The organism is Thioclava kandeliae (genome assembly GCF_040297545.1).
Classification (GTDB): Bacteria; Pseudomonadota; Alphaproteobacteria; order Rhodobacterales; family Rhodobacteraceae; genus Thioclava; species Thioclava kandeliae.
Genome location: NZ_JAYWLC010000002.1, coordinates 374554 through 399599, shown reverse-complemented (window position 1 = coordinate 399599; position 25046 = coordinate 374554). Strand labels below are relative to the sequence as shown.

The window sequence follows — 25046 nt, the reverse complement described above, 5'->3', positions numbered from 1 at the left end:
GCCATGGGTATCATTGACTTCCAGAACGTCTCGAAAAGCCATGGCGACGGCACCAACGCCACCCATGTCCTGCGCAATATCAACCTGAGTGTCGAAGAGGGCGAGTTCCTCGTGCTCCTCGGCTTCTCCGGCACCGGCAAGACCACCCTGATCAATCTGATGGCGGGGCTTGATACGCCCACCCGCGGTCAGGTCACCTTCCGCGGCCAGAAAATCACCGGCCCTGGCCCCGAGCGTGGCGTGATCTTCCAGAACTACTCGCTGATGCCCTGGCTGACGGTGGATGGCAATGTGCGCCTTGCGGTGGATGCTGTCTTCCCGAACCTGACGCAGGACCAGAAAAAGGCCAAGGTCGACCATTTCATCAAGATGGTGGGGCTCTCGCATGCCAAAACCCGCCGCCCTGCCGAGCTGTCGGGGGGCATGCGCCAGCGGGTGAACGTGGCCCGTGCGCTCGCCATGAACCCCGAGGTGCTGCTTCTTGACGAGCCGCTCTCGGCGCTTGATGCGCTGACCCGCGCCAATCTGGCCGACGAGATCGAACAGATCTGGGATGCCGACAAGAAGACCTGCGTGCTGATCACCAATGATGTGGACGAGGCAATCCTTCTGGCCGACCGGATCATCGCGCTCAATCCCGATGGCACTTTGGGCGAGGAGTTCCGCGTCGAGATCCCGCGTCCGCGTGACCGGACCGAGATGAACCATGACGAAGGCTTCCATGCCCTGCGCGCGCGCGTCACCAAATATCTGATGGATGCGGGGATCGAGGCGGCGGCTGCCGGCACCCGCAGCCTGCCCAATGTCACCCCGATTCACGCGCTGCCCAAAGCCTATGAAGAGGCAGGCCGCAGCCTGAATGACGAGAAATACCTGCAATTCTCGCAGCTCCACAAAATCTACCCCACACCGAAAGGCCCGCTGACCGTGGTCGAGGATTTCAATCTCGATGTGCAGAAGGGCGAGTTCATCAGCCTCATCGGCCATTCGGGCTGCGGCAAATCCACCGTGCTGACCATGTGCGCGGGGCTCAACGGCATCTCGAAGGGCGCGATCAAGCTCGACGGTATCCATGTCGAGGGCGCCGACCCCGAGCGTGCCGTGGTATTCCAGTCGCCCAACCTCTTCCCCTGGCTGACCGCCAAGGAGAACGTGGCGATCGGTGTGGACAAGGTCTATCCCAATGCCAGCCGCGCCGAGCGTCAGGATGTGGTGGAATATTATCTCGAGCGCGTGGGCCTCGCCGATGCGATGGACAAATCCGCCTCCGATATGTCGAACGGCATGAAGCAGCGTGTGGGGATTGCCCGCGCCTTCGCCCTCTCGCCCAAGCTGCTGCTGCTCGATGAGCCCTTCGGTATGCTCGACAGCCTCACCCGCTGGGAGCTGCAGGAGGTGCTGATGGAGGTCTGGTCGCGCACCAAGGTCACTGCGATCTGCGTCACCCATGATGTGGACGAGGCGATCCTGCTGGCCGACCGCGTGGTGATGATGACCAATGGCCCGCAGGCGACCATCGGCAAGATAACCGATGTGAAACTGCCGCGCCCGCGCACCCGCAAGGCGCTGCTCGATCACCGCGACTACTATCACTACCGTCAGGAAGTGCTCGATTTCCTCGAGGAATACGAGCATGGCGCAAAGCCCAAGCGCCCCGCAAAGATCGCGGCGGAGTAAGGGCCGATGAAGACGCGTCTGGTCGTTATCGGTGCGGGAATGGCCTCGGGGCGGATGCTGGAGCATCTGGTGAACACCGCCCCTGACGCCTTCGAGATTACCCTGTTCAACGCGGAAGACCGCGGCAATTACAACCGGCTGATGCTCTCCCCCGTTCTGGCGGGCGAGAAAACCTACGAAGAGATCGTGACCCATGATGCCGAGTGGTATGCGCGCCACGGGATCACCCCCCGCTTCGGCGAGCGTGTCACCTCGATCGACCGCACGTCGAAGACTGTCATGGGCGAGCACGGCCCAGTGCCCTATGACAGGCTGGTGATCGCGACGGGGTCCAACCCCTTCGTGATCCCCATGCCCGGCCATGATCTCCCCGGCGTCATCTCGTGGCGTGACTGGGACGATACGCAAGTCATGATCGGCCAGAAAAAAGGCACCCGCGCCATTGTCATCGGTGGCGGAGTGCTGGGGCTGGAAGCTGCGGCCGGAATGGCCGCGCGGGGTATGGATGTGACCGTGATCCATATTGCAGGCCATCTGATGGAGCGCCAGCTCGACCCGGCAGCGGGGGCAATGCTGGCCCGCACGCTGGAGGCGCGGGGTCTGAAGATCCGCTGCAATACGGCCTCGGAAGAGATCGTGGCAGGCCCCGATGGCCGCGTGGCGGGGCTGCGTCTCAAGGATGGCACCCTCCTGCCCTGTGATCTGCTGGTGATGGCGGTGGGCATCCGCCCCGCTACGGCGCTGGCGCAGGCCGCAGGGCTCGCGGTCGGCCGCGGGATCACCGTGGATGACCATCTGCGCAGCTCGGATCCGAGCATTTTCGCGCTTGGCGAATGTATCGAGCTGAATGGTGCGCTATTCGGGCTGGTCGCGCCTCTTTACGATCAGGCCGAGGTTCTGGCCGCCAATCTGATGGGCGGCGATACACGCTACATCCCGAAAGAGACCTCGACCAAGCTGAAGGTCACCGGGTGCGATCTCTTCTCGGCGGGCTGTTTTGCCGATGGGCCGGACCGCGAGGAAATCCTGCTCAGTGCGCCGGAAGACGGGATCTACAAGCGCCTCGTCATCGCGGGCGAGAAGCTCGTCGGCGCCGTGATCTATGGCGATACCGAACATGGCGGTTTCTATTACGGACTGATCCGTGACGGGGCCGATATATCGGATCTGCGCGAAGCGCTGATCTTCGGGCCGGTTTCGGCCAATGCCACAGCCCAGCCAAGCCGGTGCTCGCTCGCCGGTTAAGCCCCTCCTTAAGAAGGATCAAGGTCATGAAAGACACCCATCTGTCCCTGAATGACACCCCTTGGACCCGCTCGACCTGCGCCTATTGCGGCGTGGGCTGCGGCGTGCTGTTGCGCAATACGGCCCTCGGCCTCGAGGTGAAGGGCGACCCCGACCATCCGGCCAATAAGGGGCGGCTGTGCTCCAAGGGCTCGGCGCTTGCCGAGACGGTCGGGCTCGAGGGCCGCTTGCTCGCGCCCGAGATCCATGGCCGCCCCGCCGACTGGGATCAGGCGCTGGATCTGGTGGCGACCCGTTTCAAGGAGACCATCGCCGCACATGGGCCGGATTCGGTGGCCTTCTATGTCTCGGGGCAGCTCCTGACCGAGGATTATTACCTTGTGAACAAACTCGCCAAGGGCTTTATCGGCACCGCCAATATCGACACGAATTCAAGGCTCTGCATGGCCTCAACCGTGGCGGGTCATAAACGCGCCTTCGGCACCGATACCGTGCCCGGCACCTATGACGACTTGGAAGAGGCCGATCTGATCGTGCTGACGGGCTCGAACCTCGCCTGGTGCCATCCGGTCCTCTACCAGCGCATCATGGCCGCCAAAGCCGCGCGCCCCGAGATGAAGATCATCGTGATCGACCCGCGCCGCACCGCGAGCTGCGATCAGGCCGAACTGCATCTGGCGCTCAAGCCCGGCACCGATGTGGCGCTCTTCAACTCGCTTCTCGCCGAGATCGCCCGGCGCGGTGCGGTCGACCCCAAATTCGAGCCCCATATCGCCGGGCTCGACGAGGCGGTGGGCAATGCCGAGATGGACGACCCCGCCGTCACCGGCCTTTCGCCCGAGGAAATCGCGCGTTTCCATGATCTGTGGATCGGCACACAGAAGGTGGTCACCATCTTCAGCCAGGGCGTGAACCAGTCCTCGGCGGGCGCCGATAAAGTGAATGCGATCCTCAACTGCCATCTGGCCACAGGCCGTATCGGCCTGCCGGGTTGTGGCCCGTTCTCCGTCACGGGCCAACCCAATGCGATGGGCGGGCGCGAGGTGGGCGGGCTTGCCAATATGCTCGCCTGCCATCTGGATCTGGAGAATGCCGACCATCGCGCGGCGGTGCGCAGCTTCTGGGATGCGCCCGAAATGCCGGTCGCGGCAGGTCTGAAGGCCGTGGATATGTTCCGCGCCATCGGCGAGGGCAAGATCAAGGCGGTCTGGATCATCCATACCAATCCGGTGGTCTCGATGCCCGATGCCGACCGCGTGGCCGAGGCGCTGAAAGGCTGTGACTTTGTGGTCGTGTCCGATGTGACCCGTGCCACCGATACCGCGCGTCTGGCACATGTGCTTCTGCCCGCCGCCGGCTGGGGCGAAAAGAACGGCACCGTCACCAATTCGGACCGCACGATCTCGCGCCAGCGCCCTGCCCTGCCTATCCCCGGCGAGGCCCGCGAGGACTGGCGTCAGATCGCCGAAGTGGGCCGGCGAATGGGTTGGCCCCGCGCTTTCGATTACGAGCACCCAGCCGAAATCTTCCGCGAATATGCCGCGCTCTCGCATGTGGCCGCCCGCTTTGGCCGCGATTTCGATATCTCCGGCTTCGAGAGCCTTTCCCAAAGCGATTACGACGCGCTCGAACCCACCCGCTGGCCGGTGAGTGCCACCCGTCAGGGCGGCCGCTTCTTTGCCGATGGCACGTTCTTCACCCCCGATGGCCGCGCCCGTGCTTTGGCCGTGACCTATCGCGCACCGGCTGCGAAAACCGAGAAACGCTATCCACTGCGGCTCAATACGGGCCGTATCCGCGACCAGTGGCATACGATGACACGCACCGGCAAGACCGCGCGGCTCTCGGCGCATCTGGGCGAACCCTTTGTGGAGATCCATCCCGAGGACGCCGCGGCCAAGGGCATCAAACCGGCTGATCTGGTGCGGCTGACCTCACCCACCGGTCAGGGCATCTTCCGTGCGCTGATCACCGAGGCCACCCGCAAGGGCGATGTCTTTGCGCCGATCCACTGGACGGGCGAGACCGCGCCCTCGGCCCGTGTGGATGCGCTGGTGGCCTCGGTCACCGACCCCGTCTCGGGCCAACCCGAAAGCAAGGCCGCCGTGGTCCGGGCCGATCGGTTCGAGGCGGACTGGTATGGTTTCGCGATCTCGCAGAAACCGATGCGCGCAGAGTGCGACTATCAGGCCTATGCGCCCACACAGGCAGGTTATCGCGCCGAACTCGCCGGATCGCGCCGCCCCGCCGATTGGGAAGCATGGGCGCGCGCGCTGTTCGGGCTGCCCGAGGGTCCGGTCCAGATCCTGCGCGACGAGGCGCGTGGCATGATCCGTATGGCCTTCCATCAGAATGGCGTGCTGCAAGCGGCGCTCTTTGTCTCGCGCGAGCCGGTGGCGGTCATGCGCGATTATCTGACCACCCTGCCCGGCCAATCCGCCCCTCAGGCACTCTCGGGCCGCGCTCCCGAAGACCGTCCCGATCCGGGTCCGATCATCTGTGCCTGCTTCAATGTCGGCATGAACACGATCCTCGAGGCGATCACCTCGCAAAATCTGATGAGCGTCGAGGCGATCGGGGCCGCGCTGCAGGCCGGCACCAATTGCGGGTCGTGCCGCTCCGAGCTGGCAGGGCTGCTCGCAAAAGCCGAAATCCCCAAGCTAAGAGCCTGAAACGCCTCTTATTTCACCAGTAAAACCGGCGGGTTTCCGAACCCGCCCGCAGTTTTTCCACGCAGTTCTTGCGCCTATGCCGAAACTGGCTCAGATTGCCTTCATGAAAGCCGAGCTCTCCATTCTTCTGGTCGAATCCGACCGCGATCGCGCGATGCAGATCGTCGATCTTCTCTCGCAGGACACGTCCGTGAAAATCGCGGTCATCTCCGAATCCGCGGGGCTTGCGCGCCATATTGCGGAGCGCAATCCCGATGTGGTGCTGATCAACCTCTCGAGCCCCTCGCGCGATATTCTCGAGGATCTCGCAGCGACCTCCGGCCCGCTGGAACGCCCCGTTGCGATATTTGTCGACAAATCCGACGATAGCCTGACGCGCGCCGCCATCGAGGCGGGTGTGTCGGCCTATGTGGTCGACGGGCTGCAGGCGCATCGCGTGCGCCCCGTGCTCGATGCGGCGATCACGCGGTTCAATATGTTCAATCGCATGCGCACCGAACTGGAGACCACCAAGCGCGCGCTCGAGGAGCGCAAGCTGATCGACCGCGCCAAGGGCATCCTGATGAAGGCGCGCGGCATCTCGGAGGACGAGGCCTATGCCCTCCTGCGCAAGACAGCGATGGATCGCGGGCGCAAGGTCTCCGAAGTGGCCGAGGCGCTGGTGACGACGGCGGGGCTTCTGGCATGATACAGACCATTAAGGCGGGATTCTTGCCGCTGACCGATGCCGCACCGCTGATCGTCGCCCGCGAGATGGGGTTTGCCGCGGAGGAAGGGCTCGATCTGGATCTCGTAAAACTGCCCTCCTGGTCGGTGATGCGCGACTATCTGATGCTGGGGCTGATCGACACCGCCCACCTGCTGTCACCGGTGCCGGTGGCCAAGGCGCTGGGGCTCAGTGGGCCCGAAGGCCGGATCGAGGCGATTGCCGCGATGAATACCGGCGGCAATGTGATCGGCGTGAGCAATGTTATCGCCGAACAGATGCGGGCGGGCGGCCATGGTTTCGATTTCCGCGATGCGCGCATGGCGGGCGAGGCCCTTCTGGCACTCGGTAAGCCTTTGCGCGTGGGTGTGCCCTTCCCCTTCTCTATGCATGCCGAGCTTCTCTATTACTGGCTCGAGAGCTGCGGGCTGAGCGATCCTGCGATGCTCGCGGTCAATACCGTGCCGCCGCCATTGATGGCCGATGCGCTGGCCGCAGGCGAGATCGACGCGTTCTGCGTGGGCGAGCCATGGGGCTCGCTGTCGGTGGAGAATGGCGTCGGAACGCTTCTGCTGCCCACTAGCGCCATCCGGCGATCGGCCATCGAAAAGGTGCTGGCCGTGCGCGGGGGCTGGGCCGACGACAACCCCGAGCTGTCGGGCAAGCTGTTGCGCGCGCTCTGGCGGGCGGGCACATGGCTCGACCGTCCGCGCAAACGCGCTACCGCCGCCGAGATTATGGCGCGCCCCGATTATCTGGATCTGCCCGTCAACCTGATCGAACGCGGGCTCAATGGCAGCTTCTTCATCTCGGGCGGGGGCGAGATCCGGCAGGATCCGCATTTCCTGACATTCCAGGAGGGGGCCGTGGGCTTCCCGTGGCGCTCGCAGGCGGGCTGGATCGCGATGCGGATCGCACGCCGTCTGGGGCTGGACGAGGCGGAGGCCATCAGGACCGGCAAGGCCTGTTTCCGCACCGATATCTATCGCCGCCACCTGCGCGATCTGGGGGCGGATCTGCCCGGCGCATCGGAAAAGCTCGAAGGCGCGATCTCGCAACCCACCGCCGTCCCCTCCGAGAGGGGCCGCGTAATTCTGTCGCCCGACCATTTCTTCGACGGGCAGGTCTTCGACCCCGAACCTTGAAGCCAGACCCTGAGCCAGAGACAGAAAAATGCCCGGAGCTTGCTCCGGGCCCAGTCAGAGGTAAACTCTCGGGAAATCTGGCCGGATGGGTCCGGCAGGTGGCTCACCAGCAGTTATATTGCAGGTATTTTCCCGACATCTCGATCCTTACACGGTCGCCTTTCTCGCTCGGAACCCTGTCGATCTTCATATCGAAGTCGATGGCCGACATGATGCCATCGCCGAATTTCTCGTGGATAAGCGCCTTCACCGTCGGGCCATAGACGCCCACGATTTCATAGAGCCGGTAGATGCAGGGGTCGGTCGGAACGGCCTGATCCCAGATCTTGGTGGGGCTTTCGGTCAGCGCATCAATGGCCTCGGCTGGCAGGTCCAGAAGCGCCATCAGCTCACGCGCCTTGGGCTCGGGGAAAGCATTCATGCCCATCGCCGCCGAATGGGTCCAGACGGGTGACATGGAGATCGCCTCGGCGATGCCTTCCCATGTCAAACCCTTGCGCTTCTTGGCCTGCAAGATCAGCGCGGTCGCGTCTTCCTTGGTCAGGCTCTCGGTCATCAGATCTTTCATCTCACTCTCCCTGATTGGCCGTCATCGGACGGCAAGATAAAGGCAGAGAAGCGCCAGAACGGCACTGACCCCCTGCCAGAACAGAACCGGATTGCGTTCCATCAGTGGTCGATGCGCTCCGGACCGCCATGCCGGATTCGGGCGCTCCATATCCACGAGGAACTCGGTCAGCGCGTCGTAGCGGCGGCTCGGATCGGGGTGGAGCGCGCGGGCCAACGTCTGATCCACCCATGCTGGCACACCGCTCTCGTCATCGCGAGCCGAGGCATAGCGTAACGCCGCCTGATCCTTGCGCGAGCGGATGCGGGCCACTTGTGCGCCATAAGGCAGACGGCCCGTCAGCATTTCATAAGCGATCACCCCGATCGCATATTGATCCGACCGCCAGCTGACCTGATCGCCCGAGAGATATTCGGGCGCAGTATATTGATAGGTGCCCGCCTGAGGCCCCAAGCCGCCAGCGGCCGTGCGCTCGACCCCCGTCACCGCGACGGAGCCGAGATCAATAACCTTCACGGTGCCCTCGGTATCGATCATGATATTCTCGGGACGTAGGTCCTGATGGATCATGTTGCGCCGGTGTAGCGCCCGCACACCCTGCACGATCTGGCGTAAAAGCGCGCGCACCTGTGCCAGTTCGGGATGTGGATTGTCTGTCATCCATTGCCGGAGGCTCTGCCCCTCGACCCATTCGGAGACGGTGAACAGATGCTGGCGCGGACGCGGCTCCGGCACGCGCAGCACATGGTCCGAGCGCACCCTGCGCGCGGCCCATTCCTCGGCCAGAAAACCGGTGCGGAAGGTCGCGTCCTCGGCCATCTCGGCGCTCGGGATCTTCAGTGCGACCCGTGCGCCCTCCGGCGTTTCGGCCAGATAGATATGGCTGCGCGCAGTGGATTGCACCTGCCGGATGATCCGGTAGCCCTCGAGCATCTCCCCCGCCCGCGGCAAGGATGGCAGAACCAGATCCTGCGGCAGGGGCGTATCGGCCTCGGGCAGGCTATCAACGCGCAGGACCTGAACTGTCAGATTGTCGGTGCTGCCTGCCACAAGCGCCTGATCGACCAGCATCTGCGCAATCTCTTGGGGATCTTGGAGCGCAAGCGCGACGTCCTGCGCCTCGGGCGACAGATGCTCGTGCACGCCGTCGGTGGTCAGCACCAACAGCTCCCCCTCCGCCACCGGCAATGCAACATATCCCGCCTCCGCTCTGGCACCGATCCCCAAGGCCCGATCAAGCGAACGCCCCGTCTTGTGGTCACGCGTGAGCGGCATAAGGCGCCCGTTTTCCACACGCGAGATCCGGCTATCGCCCAGATGCAGGCAATGCGCGATGCGGTCTTTCACCACCAGTGCCGCGAATGTCGTAACATGGCCGCGCTCGATATCGGCAAGGGCCGCGTTCTGCCCCCAGAGGGCTGCATTGATCGCCGAGATGACACCACGCGCGGCGGTCTCCACCGGCCATGACGAAGGCGTGGCGTAATAATCGTTGAGAAACGAGGTCACGGCGAACTCCGCCGCCTCCGCCCCCAGATTGGAGGTCGAGATCCCATCGGCCAGCACGAGGCTGATCCCGTGGCCCGCCAGATCGCTCAGCATGGCGCCGGCACGGTCCTGATTTTCGGGCTTCACACCCGCGACGGACAGCTGGCCCAGAGTGACCTTGAGAGAGGCGCGCATCGGTTTCATGGAGATCTCCGGAAAGCGGAAGGCCCCACCTTTGCGGCGGGGCCTCTGGTAGCGGCGGGATTACTCGGCGGCGACGCCGGTCGCGTCGCCATTGCGCGAGATGGTCGCGTTGCGCTTGGGCGATTCCTTGAAGTGGGTCATGTAGATCATGCCACCCACAAAGGTCAGACCGCCCACGAGGTTCCCCAGAACAACCGGGATCTCGTTATAGAGCAGGTAGTCGGCCCAGGTGAACTGGCCACCCAGCATGATCCCCGACGGGAACAGGAACATGTTGACGATCGAATGCTCGAAACCGAGGTAGAAGAAGACGAGGATCGGCATCCACATCGCCATGATCTTGCCCGAGACCGAGTTCGACATCATTGCGGCCACCACACCGGTCGAGACCATCCAGTTGCACAGCACGGCGCGGACGAAGACGGTCAGCATACCCGCTCCACCGGCTGCGGCATAGCCCAGCGTCCGTGCCTCACCGATCTGGCCGATCTTCTGGCCCACGGCATTGGGTTCTGCCGAGAAGCCCATGGTGAAGACAATCGCCATCAGCACGGCAGTGGTCATGGCACCGGCGAAATTGCCGACAAAGACCAGACCCCAGTTGCGCAGCACCCCGCCCCAAGTGCAACCCGGACGCTTGGCCAGCACTGCCAAGGGCGCAAGGGTGAACACGCCGGTCAGCAAGTCAAAGCCCAGCAGGTAGAGCATGCAAAAGCCCACGGGGAACAGAAGCGCGCCCACGAGCGGCTGTCCGGTATTGACGGTGATGGTCACGGCAAAGGCCGCCGCGAGCGCCAGAATGGCCCCTGCCATATAGGCACGGATCAGCGTGTCCTTGGTGGACATGAAGATCTTGCCTTCACCGGCATCGACCATCTTGGCCGCGAATTCCTTGGGTTGGATATACGACATGATATGAGATCCCTGTTTTATGATTGGTCGTTCAGACGCCGAGATAGATGGTTTCATCATCCAGCTTGACGGGGAAGGTAGCGGTCTGGCCCTGATCGGCGCCTTGGGCGGCGCCGGTTTCAAGCGAGATCACCCAATTGCAGATCGGGCAAGTGACGAGGCCGTCATGCACGATCCCCTGGCTGAGCGGCCCGTTATCATTGGGGCAGCGGTCTTCGAGTGCAAAGAGCCGGTCATCATTGAGACGGAATACGGCAATGCTGGTATCGCCCTTGATGACGCAGCGTGCGCCAAGGCGGGGGATTGCGCTGAGGGGGCCGATGGCCACCCAAGTGAGGCTGGTAGCGGTGGCGTTCATTCTGCGGCCTCCAGTTTGATTTCTGCCATCGGTTCGATCTCGGACGCGCCTTTTCCGGCGACAAATTCGGCCCAAGGATCGATCTGTGCGAATTGCTGCGAGTAGACGAAGCGGTCGTAATAGGCGCGGCGTTGCTCGGGGTCATTGACCAGAACGTCCTGAATATGGTCATAGCCAAGACGGTTGGCCCATTTATAGATCCGCTCCAGATAGAAGCCCGTCTCGCGATACCATTGCGTCAACGCGCCGGTATATTCGATGACCTCTTCCTCGGTCGCCACATTCACCAGCTTGGTGGTCCCTTGGATATGCAGACCCGCCGCGCCGCCATAGACGATCTCGTAGCCGCTATCGACGCAGATCACCCCGATATCCTTGCAAGTCGCCTCGGCGCAGTTGCGCGGGCAGCCGGTGACCGCCAGTTTCAGCTTGGCCGGAGACCATGCGCCCCAGAGGAACTTCTCGAGCTTGATGCCGAGCCCGGTGCTGTCTTGCGTGCCAAAGCGGCACCAGTCCTTGCCCACACAGGTTTTGACAGTGCGCAGACCCTTGGCATATGCGGCCCCCGAGACCATGCCCGCCTTGTTCAGATCAGCCCAGACGGGGATCAGGTCTTCTTTCTTCACGCCTAGCAGGTCGATCCGCTGGCCGCCGGTCACCTTGACGGTGGGGATGTTGTATTTATCGGCCACATCGGCAATCGCGCGCAGCTCGTCAGGCGTGGTCATGCCACCAAACATCCGCGGAACCACCGAATAGGTGCCATCCTTCTGGATATTGGCATGCAGACGCTCGTTGACGAAGCGCGAGCGCTGATCGTCCTCGTACTCGCCCGGCCATTCCGACAGAAGATAATAGTTGATCGCGGGGCGGCATTTGGCGCAGCCCTCGGAAGTTTTCCATTCCAGCGTCTGATAAACGGCCTGAATGGATTTCAGACCGGCCTTCTTGATAGTGGCGCGCACGATCTCGTGGCCATGCTCGGTACAGCCGCAGACGGGCTCGACCGCTTTCTGGACGAAGCTCTCGCCCAGCACGGATTTCATGACACAGGCCACAAGGTTCGAGCAGCTACCGCAGGATGCCGAAGCCTTGGTATGGGCGCGCATATCGGCCAGCGTCGTCAGACCCTGCTCGTTGATCGCCTTGACGATGGTGCCCTTGGAGATCCCGTTACAGCCGCAGATCTCGGCATCATCTGACATCGCGGCCGCCGCTTCGACCGGGTCGAAATTGCCGCCGCCCTGATGGGCTTGGCCGAAGATGATGGTCTGGCGCATATCCTCGATACAGGCGCCGGATTTCATCATCTCGTTATACCAGCCACCATCGGCCACATCGCCATAAAGCACCGCGCCGACGATCTTGTTCTCCTGCACGATCAGGCGCTTGTAGGAGCCACGCGCCGCGTCGCGCAGCACGATCTCCTCATAGCCCTCGCCGAACTGGCCGACCGAATAGAGGTCGCAGCCGGTCACCTTCAGCTTGGTGGGCGTGTCGACATGTTTAAAGCCCGCAATCGGTGCGCCTGCCAGATCGGCAGCGGCGATCTTGGCCATGTCATAGAGTGGCGCGACAAGGCCGTAGACCATACCGCCCACTTCGACACATTCACCGACCGAGTAGATCGACGCATCCGAAGTGCGCATCTGCGCATCGGTGACGATGCCGCGATTGACCTCGAGCCCCGCCTCTTTCGCAAGGCCGGTATTGGGGCGGATGCCCACGGCCATGACCACCAGATCGGCGTCCAGAATGGTGCCGTCTTCCAGCTCGACACCTTCCACACGCTCGGTGCCGAGGATCTGCTTGGTATTGGCCTTGCAGCGCACCTCGATGCCGCGCGCCTCGAGCGCCTGCTGCAGCAGGTGGCCCGCCGCCGGATCGAGCTGGCGCTCCATCAGCGAGGGCATGATATGCAGGACGGTTACGTCCATGCCGCGGTTCTTCAGACCGGCCGCAGCCTCGAGGCCCAGAAGACCACCGCCAATCACCACGGCACGGCCACCACGCGCGGCTGCCGCGATCATGTTCTGCGTATCATCAAGGTCGCGGTAAGCCAGCACGCCCTCCAGTTGATGGCCCGGAACCGGAATGATGAACGGGTTGGAGCCGGTGGCGATGACCAGCTTGTCGTAATGCACGACACGGTCTTTGGCCGAAGTGACGGTTTTCGCGTCACGGTCGATCCCGATGATGCGCTCGCCCATATGCAGCGTGACACCATGCGAGGCATACCAGTCCTCGCTATGGATGATGATATCTTCATAGCTCTTATCGCCGGCAAGCACGGGCGAGAGCATGATACGGTCATAATTGACGCGCGGCTCGGCGTTGAAGATGGTTACATCATATAGGTCCGGCGCAGTCTCGAACAGGTGTTCGAGCATCCGGCCCGGAGCCATACCATTTCCGACGATGACGAGTTTCTGCTTGGTCATAACGAACCCCTAATGGCATGCGACACGATGGTCGCGGCGAGTGAGTTCGGGAGTGAAGCTGCATAGACGGGCAGGCATCATCCCGCATTCTGAAGAAGATCAGTGCGAAATGCAGCGCCATTGCCGCAGGCCCCTAGGGGCGTTTTCGGAAGAGCCGCGCCATTGCGGCAGATGGCCTTAACCAGGCCTTAAACTCAGCATTATCGCGGAATGACGATTCCACAAACCATTTTGAAGGACGTTCCATAAAAATCTGGCAGCGCCCATGAGATATTGAAAAACTTGCCCAAAACTAAGCAACAAGCTGCATAATTGACAAAATAAACAGCACATTAAAAATACACCCAAAAGAAAACCGGGCACGAGCCCGGTTTCCATCCGTCCCAAACAATGCGTCACGCGCATTATTCGACGGCTTGCAAGCCCGCCTGCGCCGGTATTTCACATGCCGCCATCGTCTTGGGGTAGCGGATGAAGATCACAGCAGGGCTATGAAGATCCTGCGCCTCGATCTCCTGCGTCAGCGTGCCAAGCGTCATCTGCCCCTTGCGCTCATGCGGCGTGCTGACCGAAGCTACAACGTCGATCTCGCATTCGGGCGGCACACCGGCCTCCAGAAGATCGCGCTGGATCTCTCCTGCCCGCTCGACCGCCATATAGAAGGCCATCGAGGTGCCGGGACGGGCAAAACGGGTCCGGTCGGAGGGCGCGTCGCCGGGGCGGCAGGTGCCGGTCGTCAGAACGAATGTATCGGTTAGCCCGCGCGAGGTGAGCGGACGCGTCAGACTCGCAGCCGCCGCCGAGGCCGCCGTGATCCCGGGGATAATCTCGACCGGAATATCGGCTGCACGGGCGGCAGCGATCTCTTCGCAGGCCCGACCGAAAATCGACGGGTCGCCGGATTTCAGCCGCACCACGCGCCGACCTTTCAGAGCCTCCTCCACGATCAGCGCGTCGATCTTGTCCTGCGGCCAGGCGCAGGCGCCCACCGCCTTACCAACATAGACAGTCTCGATCCCGCTTGGGATCAGGTCGAGGATTTCCTCCGAGATCAACCGGTCATAGAGCACGACATCCGCTCGCCGGATATGATCCACAGCCCGCAAGGTCAGCAGGTCGGCGGCTCCCGGCCCCGCCCCCACAAGCGAGATATGTCCGCGCCGCGGTGCCTCTTGACCCTGCCCTGCGGCAAGCGATCGCCCGCTACTGGCCCGGACCGGCGCATCGACCAGACCCAGACCGATGCCGAACCAGCGTATGCGGTCGCGAAGAGCAATAGGAAGACCCATCATCGTCATGTTCCTCAAAACAAAAAAGCCGCCAGACCTCACCGCATATGCAGGGGGTCAGGCAGCTTCGCCCGGAATCCTAGAAAGTCGACGCGACGTCGTTGCCGCATGGTTCCTATTACCAGAGTTTGTTCACAGCGCGCAATATTCCGGCTGGGGCGGAGGGCGGCTTTTCAGAAAACCTGCCCCGCATTGCACATTATTGCGGCACTCAGCCGCGCTTTTTCAGCTCTTGCCGCAGCACGACGACCCAGCCCACAAGGCTGAGTGCCGCCATAGAAAACCATGTGATGGCGTAGCTCAGATGAGAATTGCGGAATTTCACCACCGTCTGGCCCCCGCGCGGGAAACCCTCGGGATCGGTCAGATCCTGATCAATGAAATAGGGAGCCGCGTTTTCGAGCCCCTTGGTTTTGGTGATCGAAGCGATATCACGGCGATACCAGACGCCATCTTCAGGACGGTCCTTCTGGCTGAAGAGATAGCCGTGATCCTCGGTGATCCGCAGCAGGCCGGTGATGTGCTGCTCGCCCTCGGGCGCCACGCGGCTGTCGGGAGATTTCTTCTCCTCCGAGACCACGCCACGGTTGATCATCACGATCGTGCCGTCATCGCGCTTGAGCGGCGTCAGCACCCAGTAGCCCGGTCCGAACATTGAGGGCGTGTAGATCAGCACCTCGTCCTCGTTCATGAAAGTGCCATCCACCTCGACATGGCGGTATTCATCTCCCTCGCGGGTGATCCCCGCCCAGTCCGCGGGGCCGGGCGCCGGCACCGGCTCTGCCGCCACCCGCGCATCGACCCGCGCAATGAGATCGAGCTTCCAATGCAGCCTATGCACCTGCCAGATGCCGAGCGACATGAAAAGCGCGACGAAAGCGGCAGCCAGAACGGTTGCGATGCCCAAACGGACCCAGCGGATTTCGGTAGTCATAGGAGGTCTCCGGATTGCTAGAGAGAAGCAGATAGCAAAACGGGGCCAGTTTCCCGGCCCCGTCATTCGGTCATGATGTCCAGATCAGCCCTGCTGGTTCTGCAGGTTCATCATTTCCATCATCTGTTCCTGGGTCGGCATCGGCTGCATGTTTTCGTTCATATTGTGCATGACCCAGAGCGAGCCTGCGAGAACGATAACAAGGATGATGACCGCCAGAACGGTGGCTGCCAGCGTCCAGCCCTCTTCAACCGAACGGTTGACATGGAGGAAGTAGACGAGGTGCACGATGATCTGGACGGCGCCCAGACCCATGATGATCCCGACGATGGTCGTCCGCGACATATCCACATCGGCCATCACCAGATAGAAGGGGATGATCGACAGGATGACGGCAAGGACGAAGCCGATCATCAGCTGGCCCATGGAGCCATGCGAATGCGAGCTATGTTCAGCCATTAGACGAGCCTCACGAGATAGACAAAGGAGAAGACGCCGATCCAGATCAGGTCGAGGAAGTGCCAGAACATCGACAGCGTCGACAGGCGGCGCATATTCGCCTCGATCAGACCGTGCTTACGGAGCTGGAAGACCAGAGTGATCAGCCAGATCGACCCGAAGGTTACGTGCAGACCATGGGTCCCCACCAGCAGGAAGAAGGCGGACAGGAAGGCCGAACGATCGGGGCCTGCGCCAATGCTGATGAAGTGATGGAATTCGTAAAGTTCGATGCCGAGGAAGCCCAGACCGAAGGCCAGCGTGATGATGAGCCACATGATCGTGCCGCCAAGCTTGTGGGCAGTCGCGTTCAGCATGGCCACACCGAAGGTGATCGACGAGATCAGCAGCAGCGCGGTTTCCCACAGCACCAGTGACGGTTCGAACAGATCTTTCGGGCCCGGGCCGCCGGCATAGTTGCCACCAAGAACGGCATAGGTCGCGAAGAGCGTGCCGAAGATGATGCAGTCCGACATCAGGTAGAGCCAGAAACCGATCGGCGTCGGGCTCACATGATGATGGTCCTGATGATGGTCCGGACCTTCCGGCCCCTTGATGGGGCCGGTGACGGGGGTATCAAGCATCGTCATGCTGCATTTCCCTTTGCTTCGGTTTCCGCGATCTCTTCTACGGGGATGTAGTAGTCACGGTTGTAGTTGAAGGTATGGTAGATCGTGTAGGCGACGACACCGACGAAGCTTACGACAGCCAGCCACCAGATATACCAGATCATTGCGAAGCCGAAGATGAAGGCCAGCGCCGAAATGACAAACCCTGCGGGCGTGTAATGCGGCATGTGGATCGGCTGGTAGTCGGTTGACCACTTGAACCCACGCTGTTTCATCGCCCAGAATTCGTCGATCCCGTTGATGTGGAGATCCTGCGGGAAGTTGTACTTCGCCGGCGGGGACGAGGTTGCCCAGTCGAGCGTACGCGCATTCCACGGGTCCGAGCCACAAGCCAATTCTTTACGCTTGTAGATCGAGTAGGCGAAGTTCGCGAAGCTCAGCAGGATGCCGGCCAGGATGAACAGTGCACCGATGGCGGCAACGACGAAGTAGGGCTGCCAGGACGGATCCGAATAGGAGTTGATCCGGCGCGTCACGCCGATGAAGCCCAGCAGGTAGAGCGGCATGAAGGCAAGGTAGAAGCCCACGAACCAGCACCAGAAGGACGCTTTACCCAGACCGTCATGCAGCTTGAAGCCGAAGGCTTTGGGCCACCAGAAGTAGACAGCTGCATAGATCGCCCAGACAACACCACCGATGATGACGTTATGGAAGTGCGCGATCAGGAACAGCGAGTTGTGGAGCTGGAAGTCGACCGGCGGGATTGCCAGCATAACGCCGGTCATACCACCGATGGTGAAGGTCACGATACCGCCGATCACCCAGTACATCGGGGTCTCGAACCGCACGCGGCCTTTATACATGGTGAAGATCCAGTTGAAGATCTTCACACCCGTCGGCACGGCGATGATCATCGTCGTGATACCGAAGAAGGTATTCACGGCAGCGCCCGACCCCATCGTGAAGAAGTGGTGCAGCCACACGATGAAGGACAGAACCATGATCGACATCGTTGCCCAGACCATCGTCTTGTAGCCGAAGAGCGGCTTGCCGGAGAAGGTCGCCACGACTTCCGAGAAGATCCCGAAGCAGGGCAGGATGAGGATGTAGACCTCCGGGTGACCCCAGATCCAGATCAGGTTGACATACATCATCGCGTTCCCACCAAGGTCGTTGGTGAAGAAATGCGTTCCGATGTAGCGGTCGAGCGTCAGCATCACGAGGGTTGCGGTCAGAACCGGGAAGGCCGCCACGATCAGGATGTTCGTGCACAGCGCGGTCCAGGTGAAGACCGGCATACGGAACAGCGACATGCCCGGCGCACGCATCTTGAAGATGGTGGCGCACATGTTCACGCCCGAAAGCGTTGTCCCGATACCCGCGATGTTCAGCGCCCAGAGATAGTAATCCATCCCCGGCCCGGTCGAATAGGCAGCGCCCGATAGCGGCGGGAAGGCCAGCCAGCCGACGCGTGCGAACTCACCGATGAACAGCGAGATGTTGACCAGAAGCGCACCGGCCACCGTCATCCAGAACGAGAAGTTGTTCAGGAAGGGGAAGGCCACGTCGCGGGCACCGATCTGCACGGGCATGACGAAGTTCATCACACCGGTGATGAAGGCCATGGCCACGAAGAAGATCATGATCACGCCGTGAGCGGTGAAGACCTGGTCATAGTGGTGCGGCGGAAGGTAGCCCTCTGCCCCGCCCGCAGCCATTGCCTGCTGCGCGCGCATCATCAGCGCGTCGGCAAAGCCGCGCACGAACATGATGAAACCGAGCACCATATACATGATGCCGATCTTCTTGTGGTCGATCGTGGTGACCCAATCGGTCCAGAGCGGTTTCCATGCCTTGAAATAGGTCATGAGCGCCAGAACGATGATGCCTGCAACGGCAACACCTGCGAAGGTCGCGATCAGAATCGGCTCATGATAGGGAATGGACGAGAGACTGAGCCGCCCGAAGATCGGGGAGATCGTCTCCTGCGCCACGCGAGCTTCTTCAGTTAACATTGGTTTTATACTCCTGGTTCGGGAGGCAGAGGCCATCGGCGCCAAGCGCGGCTTGTGCCATGATCTGACGCGCGTCGAGTGCGGACATGTGCTCCTCGGAGGTATCTGCCGGCAGCGAGATCAGGTTACCGTGACCGTCGATCGCACGCTGGTCGTCATATTCGAACAGGTGCTTGGGCATGCCGATGGTGGCATGCTCGCCGCCCTCGCCTTCGGCTTTCTCGCCTTCATGGCCTGCGATCTGATCACGATGCATATCGAGCATCATCATCTCGTTCATGCAAACCTTGTTCTCTTCAACACACAGCCCGACGATACGGTCGAACAGACCGTCCACGACGGAGCTGTAATAGCTGACGGGTGCATCGATGGTGGGCTGCTCAAGCTGCAAGTAGGATTCGCGGGTCAGAGGCTCGCCTTCCGCCTTGGCTTTGGCGACCCATGCGTCGAAATCGGCGTCGTTCACGGCATGCGTGGTGAACGTCATCTTCGAGAAACCGGGACCCGAGTAATGGGCGGAACGCGACTGGAAATCACCGGTTTCATCCGCGATGAAATGCAGTTTGGTTTCCATGCCAGCCATCGAGTAGACCATACCCGCAAGCGCCGGAACCCAGAACGTGTTCATCACGGTCGAGCCGGAGAGCTTCATATTGATCGGGCGCCCCTCGGGGATCACCAGTTCATTAACAGAAGCCACGCCCTGCTCGGGATAGATGAACAACCATTTCCAGTCGAGCGAGACCGCTTCGACTTCGACCGGTGCGCCCATGTTCTCGGTATGGTCGAGCGGACGATAGGGGTCGAGGCGATAGGTATAGATCGCCAGGATGACGCCGAGAATGGCGACGATGATGACCGGAATGCCCCAGACAACGACTTCGATCTTGGTCGAATGCGCGAATTCGGGCTCGTAATCGCTCTGGTCATCGCGATCGTGGCGGTATTTCCAGGGGAAATAGACCGTCATGATGACAACAGGGATGATGATCAGCAGCATCAGGACTGTCGAGATGACCAGTAGGTCGCGCTCTTGCTCAGCGACCCAGCCGCTGGGGAAAAGAACTTCGTACTGACATCCCGCCAGCGACGCTGCCGCCAACAGCATCAGCGGGAGTTTGAGGTGTTTCAACAATGCGTGCCTCTTGCAGCTTTGCAGCTTCGGGCATGCAATGCAGCACCCTCGCCGCAATTTGTAGTAAAAGTCGGGACCACATGCCACGAGCAGGGGGCCAAGACAAGACTAGAGCCTGCATTATGCATCAACAGGTTAAATCTCTATGCGACATTCCGACGCGCTGAATTTCCGGCAGGATTTTTGCAGCCGATTCCTTGGGTTGAAATACAGGTAAACGAATCAGATCGCATTCCTGTGTAAAAACGTCGCAACACGCCCCCTCAAGAGGATGTAAAATAGAGATTTTTTTAATGATGAACTTGATTTTTCGAATAAAAATTTTCTTGATCTGCACTGCGTGACAACTCATGGAGACGTGAGTTGACAAAACTGATCCGTATCAAATCTGTATAATTTTCGGGCAGAAGACACTAGGCAAAGTTCACTTTTTTAATCACGGCAATTTTACAATTTTGCATGCCGGTTATGAACACACGTCATGCCTTTAGAGCATGTCACAACTTGAAACTCGCAAAATCTTCCTCAACCAGCGCTACCGCGGCTGACCTGTGACCATATGCACAACCGCCTCGCAACCGGACGCCTTGACCCGGGCCTAATTCTCGATTTTTTTAATCAGGAAATGTGCAGGCGCCATCCGGCCCCCGCATAGATTGCAATCCAGGATTTCCCATGACCACATCAGATACCTTACCGCGCATTGAGCGTCAGCGTCACGAGCTTGTCCGTCGCACGCTGACCGTCTCCGAGATCACCCGGCTCACTCCCAATATGCTGCGCCTCGTCTTCTCGGGGCCCGAGCTAGAGGGGTTCACCTCGACCGCTCCCGACGACCATTTCAAACTGATCGTACCCGATGCGGATGGCGAGCCGGTGATGCGTGAATATACGCCCCGCGTCTTCGACCCCGAAACCCTCACGCTGACCGTCGATTTCGCGCTACATGATGCAGGCCCCGCCACGCTCTGGGCCAAATCGGTGTCCGTCGGGGACGAAGCGCGGATCGGCGGGCCACGCGGATCGCAGACTATCACGGGCCCGATCCGCAGCTGGCTGCTGATCGGCGACGAGACCGCCCTGCCCGCCATCGGCCGCCGCCTTGCGGAGCTTCCCGCCGATATTCCGGCCACCAGCCTCGTTGCCGTACAGGGCCCCGAGGACGAACAGCCCCTGCCCTCTCCCGCGCAGACATTGGCGCTGTGGATCCATCGCGACGATCCGACGGACCCTGCGCCCTTCATCGAGCGGCTCGCCTCGCTCGATCTGCCAGAGGGCACCTTTGTCTGGATCGCCGCAGAGGCCGCTGTCGCGCGCGCCATCCGCGACGCATTGGAGCAGCGCGGCCATCCCCTGCCCTGGATGAAGGCCGCAGGCTACTGGATCAAGGGTCAGGCCGATTCCAGCGACAAATCGATGTAAGCTTCAGCTTCGCATCAGACTCGCCCGCTACGCTCCGGAGACAGGCCCGCTTTCTCCGGAGTTTATTATGCGCCAGACCCTTTTCCGCTATGCGACACCACTCATCACCGGATTATTCCTCGTTTCCCTCGTCTCGGGCGTCGCCCTGTTCTTCCATTGGCAGATGGGCTGGTTCCACAGCATGCATGAATGGCTGTCGATGGTGCTCGTCATTCCCTTCGTTCTGCATCTGTGGCGCAACTGGCGACCCCTGAAAGCCTATTTCAAGGCGCCGCCGATGCTGCTTGCCCTCGTGGCCTCGCTGATTGCGGCCGTGGCATTCGCCCTGCCGATCAGTTCGGAAAGCACCGCCAAGGGCGGGCGTCCCCCGCAATTCGCCCTTGCACAGAAGCTGCTCGACGCCCCGATCTCGGAGATTGCGCCGGTTCTGGACAGTGACAGCACCGCCCTGCTGACGCGCCTGCAAGCGGCGGGCTATAGCGGCACGCCCGAGCAGTCGCCCGCCGAGATCGCCCAAGGCGCCGGTGCGCAGGTCGATGCCATCGCCCGCCTGCTCTTGCAATAAACGCGCGCAGACGGCATCCCTTGAACCATCCCCGATCCGTAGCCGAAAGGACCCGCCCCCATGCGCATTCTTCTTGTCGAAGACGATCAGAGCCTCGGCAGTGCCGTCAGCGACCAGATCCGCGCGGACGGGCATTCGCTCGACTGGGCCCAGACGCTGGAGGAGGCGCGTGATCTGACAAAGATCTCGCGTTTCGACCTCATCCTGCTGGACCTCATGCTGCCCGACGGGCGCGGCATTCCGTTTCTGAAAGACCAGCGGACGGGCGGCTCCACGGTGCCGGTGATCATCCTGACCGCCCTCGATCAGGTCAGCGACCGCATCGCGGGGCTGAATGCGGGGGCAGATGACTATCTGGTCAAGCCCTTCGATCTGGACGAGCTATCAGCGCGCATCGGATCGGTCGCACGGCGCTATAGCGGCAATCCGAACCCGACGGTGGATATTGCCGATCTGCGCATCGACCTGCCTGCAAAATCGGTGACCCGCGAGGGGCTTCCCGTAACCCTGACGGGGCGCGAATGGGCGCTGTTCGAGGCGTTTCTCGCCCGTCCGGGCCAGCTTTTGTCCAAAGCCCAGCTGGAAGAGGCTCTCTACAGTTTCGATGACGAGATCGGCTCCAATACGATCGAGGTCCATGTCAGCCACCTTCGCAAGAAACTGGGCCGTGACCGCATCCAGACCGAGCGCGGGCTGGGCTACCGACTGGTGGCACAATGAGGCTGCCCCGTTCTCTGGGACTGCGCATCGCGCTTCTCATCGGTGCGGGCGTCGCGGTCCTGTGGCTGGCGGCCGCCGTGGTCACCGCAGGGCTCATGAGCCGCGAGATGAACCGCGTCTTCGACCGCGAACTGAGCGATACCGCGCAGCGCATCCTGCCTTTCGCTCTGCGCGAACAACGCCTGCGGGCGCGCAACTCCGGTGAGGTCCAGCAGGGCACGCGTGATCACAGCACCCGCGAGAACCAGTCGCCAAATGCGCGCTCCCGACCCGACCCGCAGCGCAATGACCGCTCGCCCAACGACCGCCTCTGGCCGCCGCCGCCGCCCGAAAACCGCGCGGTGGCACGGCTGGATGACCGGCCCGACACCGTCGAATTCATCGTGCGCAATCAGGCCGGTGATGTTCTGTTGCAAACCGATGGCAGCGAGGACATCGCCATCTCCGACGATATCACGCCCGGTTTCCTGACCTTGTCGGGCTATCGCACTTTTACCGATTATTCTCCCCGCGCGGGCCTGTCGATCACCGTGGCAGAGCCGCTCGACCACCGGCAGGCGGTGCGACGCAATATGATCCTGCTGCTGTCGCTACCGCTGCTGATCGCGTTGCCCCTCGGGCTGGGCGGGATCTTCTGGGCGGTGCGGCGGGCACTCAATCCTGTGCGCCAATTGGAGCACGATCTGGCTCTTCGCGGGCCGCAGCGTCTCGATCCGTTGGAGAGCGAGCACATGGTCTCCGAGCTGCGCCCGATCGCCGACGGAATCAATGCCGTTTTGTCGCGCCTCAAGGCCGCCTTCGACTCCGAGCGCAGCTTTGCCTCCAATGCCGCGCATGAGATGCGCACACCCGTGGCCGGTGCCATCGCACAGGCCCAGCGGCTGCGCGCCGAGAGTAGCGATCCGGTCGCGATCTCGCGGGCACTGGAGATCGAGGGCGGGCTGAAGCGTCTGTCGCGCCTCTCCGAGAAGCTTATGCAGATGGCGCGCGCCGAAGGGGCGCAGCTCCGTCTGGACGGAAAAAACGATCTGCGGATGATCCTCGACATCCTGCTCGATGATATGCGCCGCGCCGATCCGGCAATCGCGGCCGGGCTGGACGTGAACCGTCCTGACCGCCCCGTGATGAGTGATCTCGACCCTGATGCCTTCGCAATCCTTGCGCGCAATCTCATCGAGAACGCGCGCAAACATGGGACGGGCGGCGTAGAGATAAGCCTCAGCCCCGATGGCAGGCTTACCGTCCGCAATGATGCGCCTGCCCTGCCGCCGGAGCAGCTGGCGCGCATCTCCGACAGGTTTGCCCGCGGGGATGGTGCCGGAGACGGCACGGGGTTGGGTCTCGCGATTGCCCATGTGATCGCCGAGAGGTCGGGGGCAACGCTCGAGCTGCACAGCCCGATCCCCGGCAAGGCAAGCGGATTTCAGGCCGTTTTCCTGCCATAACATCGCATTTTAGCTATCTTTAGGTGAAATAAGCACTTTCTTAGGCCGCGACTGCTACCCCTGAAGGTCAATCCCCGGGAATCACTTTCCGGCCAGTCCTTTGCACGAGGTAGTTGATGTTTGCGCGCCTGCTCTTTCCGGTCCTCCTATGTGTCGCCAGTCCGCTCGCGGCCGCGACATACGGGGTAACGTTAATCGATAGATCCCAGATCTTCATCAAGGCTTTGGAGGGCGGCTTCACCGATGCGGCAGCCTCCATGCCCGATACGGATCTCGAGATCATGGATGCGCAGAACAGCACCGAAACGCAGCTCGAACAGGTGCAGAAGCTCATCGACATGAAGGTCGATGCTCTGATCGTGAATGCCGTAAGCGCCGATTCCGGCCTGACCATCTCGCGTATGGCCCAGAAGGCGCGCATTCCTCTGGTCTTCGTAAATGCGAAACCCCTGAACTGGGAGGTCCTGCAGGGTCCGCAGGTCTATGTCGGCTCGCCCGAAACCCAATCGGGCAGCCTCGAGGTAGGCTATGTCTGCGATGCACTGGGCAATACGGGCACGGTGTCGATCCTTGTCGGCGATCTGGTGTCGGAAGCAGCGCGCGAGCGGACCAAGGCCTATTACAGTGAACTGGCCACCGATCATTGCTCGGGCGTCACCATTCAAGCCGAAGCTTTTGGCAACTGGTCGGTGGATGGTGGACGTGCCATCATGGAGAAATGGCTGGCCGAGGGGCCCCTGCCCGATGCGGTCGTGGCTAATAATGATGATATGGCGCTGGGGGCGATTGCCGCTCTCGACGAGGCAGGTATCGATCACAGCACAATCCTGATCGGCGGCATCGACGGCACCGCCACCGCCCGAAAGGCAATGGCCGAAGGCAAGCTCGACGTCACGGTATTGCAAAACGCCGCCGAGCAGGCCCGTGGCGCCATCGTCTCCGCACAGCAGCTTCTGGCGGGCGAGACCCTGCCCCCGCAAGTCTGGATACCCTTTGAACTCGTGAAACCGGCCGATGCGTCGGTCGCAATGAACTGAC

21 protein-coding genes are annotated in these 25046 nt (G+C 61.6%); 10 read left to right on the top strand and 11 right to left on the bottom strand.

Annotated elements, in window-relative coordinates:
- Window positions 1–3 precede the first annotated feature (3 nt).
- The 5 genes from VSX56_RS04565 to VSX56_RS04545 all read left to right on the top strand — a co-directional run bounded on the left by VSX56_RS04565 (window position 4) and on the right by VSX56_RS04545 (window position 7445).
- On the top strand, window positions 4–1677 hold the full coding sequence (locus VSX56_RS04565; protein ID WP_339113363.1) for an ABC transporter ATP-binding protein: 1674 nt from the start codon (window positions 4–6) through the stop codon (window positions 1675–1677).
- A gap of 6 nt (window positions 1678–1683) precedes the next feature.
- Window positions 1684–2922, top strand: a complete 1239-nt coding sequence (locus tag VSX56_RS04560; RefSeq protein WP_350935150.1) for an NAD(P)/FAD-dependent oxidoreductase — start codon at window positions 1684–1686, stop codon at window positions 2920–2922.
- 26 nt (window positions 2923–2948) lie between these two features.
- On the top strand, window positions 2949–5594 hold the full coding sequence (locus tag VSX56_RS04555; protein ID WP_350935148.1) for a molybdopterin-dependent oxidoreductase: 2646 nt from the start codon (window positions 2949–2951) through the stop codon (window positions 5592–5594).
- 103 nt (window positions 5595–5697) lie between these two features.
- Window positions 5698–6282 (top strand): ANTAR domain-containing response regulator, encoded by a 585-nt coding sequence (locus VSX56_RS04550; protein WP_339114424.1) that lies wholly within the window; start codon window positions 5698–5700, stop codon window positions 6280–6282.
- The gene (locus VSX56_RS04545; protein ID WP_350935146.1) at window positions 6279–7445 is read left to right on the top strand and encodes an ABC transporter substrate-binding protein; all 1167 of its coding nucleotides are present in this window, start codon (window positions 6279–6281) and stop codon (window positions 7443–7445) included. The genes VSX56_RS04550 and VSX56_RS04545 overlap by 4 nt, the downstream gene beginning before the upstream one ends.
- A gap of 103 nt (window positions 7446–7548) precedes the next feature.
- Here VSX56_RS04545 and cynS read toward each other — a convergent pair whose 3' ends face one another.
- The 11 genes from cynS to cyoA all read right to left on the bottom strand — a co-directional run bounded on the left by cynS (window position 7549) and on the right by cyoA (window position 19856).
- Window positions 7549–8013 (bottom strand): cyanase, encoded by a 465-nt coding sequence (cynS, locus tag VSX56_RS04540; RefSeq protein WP_339113367.1) that lies wholly within the window; start codon window positions 8011–8013, stop codon window positions 7549–7551.
- Between the two features lie 21 nt (window positions 8014–8034).
- Window positions 8035–9705: a bifunctional protein-serine/threonine kinase/phosphatase gene (locus tag VSX56_RS04535; RefSeq protein WP_350935143.1), complete on the bottom strand. Its 1671-nt coding sequence runs from the start codon at window positions 9703–9705 to the stop codon at window positions 8035–8037.
- 60 nt (window positions 9706–9765) lie between these two features.
- Window positions 9766–10617, bottom strand: coding sequence for a formate/nitrite transporter family protein (locus tag VSX56_RS04530; protein ID WP_339113369.1), 852 nt, complete (start codon window positions 10615–10617; stop codon window positions 9766–9768).
- Window positions 10618–10648: 31 nt separating this feature from the next.
- Window positions 10649–10975, bottom strand: coding sequence for a nitrite reductase small subunit NirD (gene nirD / locus VSX56_RS04525; RefSeq protein WP_350935140.1), 327 nt, complete (start codon window positions 10973–10975; stop codon window positions 10649–10651).
- Entirely contained in the window at window positions 10972–13416 is a 2445-nt protein-coding gene (gene nirB, locus VSX56_RS04520; RefSeq protein ID WP_350935137.1) for a nitrite reductase large subunit NirB, read from the bottom strand. The genes nirD and nirB overlap by 4 nt, the downstream gene beginning before the upstream one ends.
- 404 nt (window positions 13417–13820) lie before the next feature.
- Window positions 13821–14708: a uroporphyrinogen-III C-methyltransferase gene (gene cobA / locus VSX56_RS04515; RefSeq protein ID WP_350935135.1), complete on the bottom strand. Its 888-nt coding sequence runs from the start codon at window positions 14706–14708 to the stop codon at window positions 13821–13823.
- A 208-nt stretch (window positions 14709–14916) separates the two neighbouring features.
- Window positions 14917–15639, bottom strand: coding sequence for an SURF1 family protein (locus tag VSX56_RS04510; RefSeq protein ID WP_350935133.1), 723 nt, complete (start codon window positions 15637–15639; stop codon window positions 14917–14919).
- Window positions 15640–15723: 84 nt separating this feature from the next.
- Window positions 15724–16098, bottom strand: a complete 375-nt coding sequence (gene cyoD, locus VSX56_RS04505; RefSeq protein WP_339113374.1) for a cytochrome o ubiquinol oxidase subunit IV — start codon at window positions 16096–16098, stop codon at window positions 15724–15726.
- Window positions 16098–16721 (bottom strand): cytochrome o ubiquinol oxidase subunit III, encoded by a 624-nt coding sequence (cyoC, locus tag VSX56_RS04500; protein ID WP_339114425.1) that lies wholly within the window; start codon window positions 16719–16721, stop codon window positions 16098–16100. Before cyoC ends, cyoD begins: the two co-directional genes overlap by 1 nt.
- A gap of 2 nt (window positions 16722–16723) precedes the next feature.
- Window positions 16724–18721, bottom strand: coding sequence for a cytochrome o ubiquinol oxidase subunit I (cyoB, locus tag VSX56_RS04495; protein WP_339113375.1), 1998 nt, complete (start codon window positions 18719–18721; stop codon window positions 16724–16726).
- Complete coding sequence (gene cyoA / locus VSX56_RS04490) at window positions 18711–19856, bottom strand: ubiquinol oxidase subunit II (RefSeq protein WP_350935129.1); 1146 nt, start codon at window positions 19854–19856, stop codon at window positions 18711–18713. The genes cyoB and cyoA overlap by 11 nt, the downstream gene beginning before the upstream one ends.
- A 675-nt stretch (window positions 19857–20531) precedes the next feature.
- Between cyoA and VSX56_RS04485 the strand changes: the two genes are divergently transcribed.
- The 5 genes from VSX56_RS04485 (at window position 20532) to VSX56_RS04465 (ending at window position 25045) form a co-directional block, all read left to right on the top strand.
- Complete coding sequence (locus VSX56_RS04485) at window positions 20532–21278, top strand: siderophore-interacting protein (RefSeq protein WP_350935127.1); 747 nt, start codon at window positions 20532–20534, stop codon at window positions 21276–21278.
- 67 nt (window positions 21279–21345) lie between these two features.
- Window positions 21346–21843, top strand: a complete 498-nt coding sequence (locus VSX56_RS04480; protein WP_339113378.1) for a DUF4405 domain-containing protein — start codon at window positions 21346–21348, stop codon at window positions 21841–21843.
- A gap of 60 nt (window positions 21844–21903) precedes the next feature.
- The gene (locus VSX56_RS04475) at window positions 21904–22563 is read left to right on the top strand and encodes a response regulator (RefSeq protein WP_339113379.1); all 660 of its coding nucleotides are present in this window, start codon (window positions 21904–21906) and stop codon (window positions 22561–22563) included.
- Complete coding sequence (locus VSX56_RS04470) at window positions 22560–24008, top strand: sensor histidine kinase (protein WP_339113380.1); 1449 nt, start codon at window positions 22560–22562, stop codon at window positions 24006–24008. Before VSX56_RS04475 ends, VSX56_RS04470 begins: the two co-directional genes overlap by 4 nt.
- A 116-nt stretch (window positions 24009–24124) precedes the next feature.
- Window positions 24125–25045 (top strand): substrate-binding domain-containing protein, encoded by a 921-nt coding sequence (locus tag VSX56_RS04465; protein WP_350935124.1) that lies wholly within the window; start codon window positions 24125–24127, stop codon window positions 25043–25045.
- Window position 25046 lies beyond the last annotated feature (1 nt).

Coding starts and splice junctions, on each gene's coding strand:
- VSX56_RS04565 (WP_339113363.1), top strand. CDS start 4: ATGGGTATCATTGACTTCCAGAACGTCTCGAAAAGCCATGGCGACGGC.
- VSX56_RS04560 (WP_350935150.1), top strand. CDS start 1,684: ATGAAGACGCGTCTGGTCGTTATCGGTGCGGGAATGGCCTCGGGGCGG.
- VSX56_RS04555 (WP_350935148.1), top strand. CDS start 2,949: ATGAAAGACACCCATCTGTCCCTGAATGACACCCCTTGGACCCGCTCG.
- VSX56_RS04550 (WP_339114424.1), top strand. CDS start 5,698: ATGAAAGCCGAGCTCTCCATTCTTCTGGTCGAATCCGACCGCGATCGC.
- VSX56_RS04545 (WP_350935146.1), top strand. CDS start 6,279: ATGATACAGACCATTAAGGCGGGATTCTTGCCGCTGACCGATGCCGCA.
- cynS (WP_339113367.1), bottom strand. CDS start 8,013: ATGAAAGATCTGATGACCGAGAGCCTGACCAAGGAAGACGCGACCGCG.
- VSX56_RS04535 (WP_350935143.1), bottom strand. CDS start 9,705: ATGAAACCGATGCGCGCCTCTCTCAAGGTCACTCTGGGCCAGCTGTCC.
- VSX56_RS04530 (WP_339113369.1), bottom strand. CDS start 10,617: ATGTCGTATATCCAACCCAAGGAATTCGCGGCCAAGATGGTCGATGCC.
- nirD (WP_350935140.1), bottom strand. CDS start 10,975: ATGAACGCCACCGCTACCAGCCTCACTTGGGTGGCCATCGGCCCCCTC.
- nirB (WP_350935137.1), bottom strand. CDS start 13,416: ATGACCAAGCAGAAACTCGTCATCGTCGGAAATGGTATGGCTCCGGGC.
- cobA (WP_350935135.1), bottom strand. CDS start 14,708: ATGATGGGTCTTCCTATTGCTCTTCGCGACCGCATACGCTGGTTCGGC.
- VSX56_RS04510 (WP_350935133.1), bottom strand. CDS start 15,639: ATGACTACCGAAATCCGCTGGGTCCGTTTGGGCATCGCAACCGTTCTG.
- cyoD (WP_339113374.1), bottom strand. CDS start 16,098: ATGGCTGAACATAGCTCGCATTCGCATGGCTCCATGGGCCAGCTGATG.
- cyoC (WP_339114425.1), bottom strand. CDS start 16,721: ATGCTTGATACCCCCGTCACCGGCCCCATCAAGGGGCCGGAAGGTCCG.
- cyoB (WP_339113375.1), bottom strand. CDS start 18,721: ATGTTAACTGAAGAAGCTCGCGTGGCGCAGGAGACGATCTCCCCGATC.
- VSX56_RS04485 (WP_350935127.1), top strand. CDS start 20,532: ATGACCACATCAGATACCTTACCGCGCATTGAGCGTCAGCGTCACGAG.
- VSX56_RS04480 (WP_339113378.1), top strand. CDS start 21,346: ATGCGCCAGACCCTTTTCCGCTATGCGACACCACTCATCACCGGATTA.
- VSX56_RS04475 (WP_339113379.1), top strand. CDS start 21,904: ATGCGCATTCTTCTTGTCGAAGACGATCAGAGCCTCGGCAGTGCCGTC.
- VSX56_RS04470 (WP_339113380.1), top strand. CDS start 22,560: ATGAGGCTGCCCCGTTCTCTGGGACTGCGCATCGCGCTTCTCATCGGT.
- VSX56_RS04465 (WP_350935124.1), top strand. CDS start 24,125: ATGTTTGCGCGCCTGCTCTTTCCGGTCCTCCTATGTGTCGCCAGTCCG.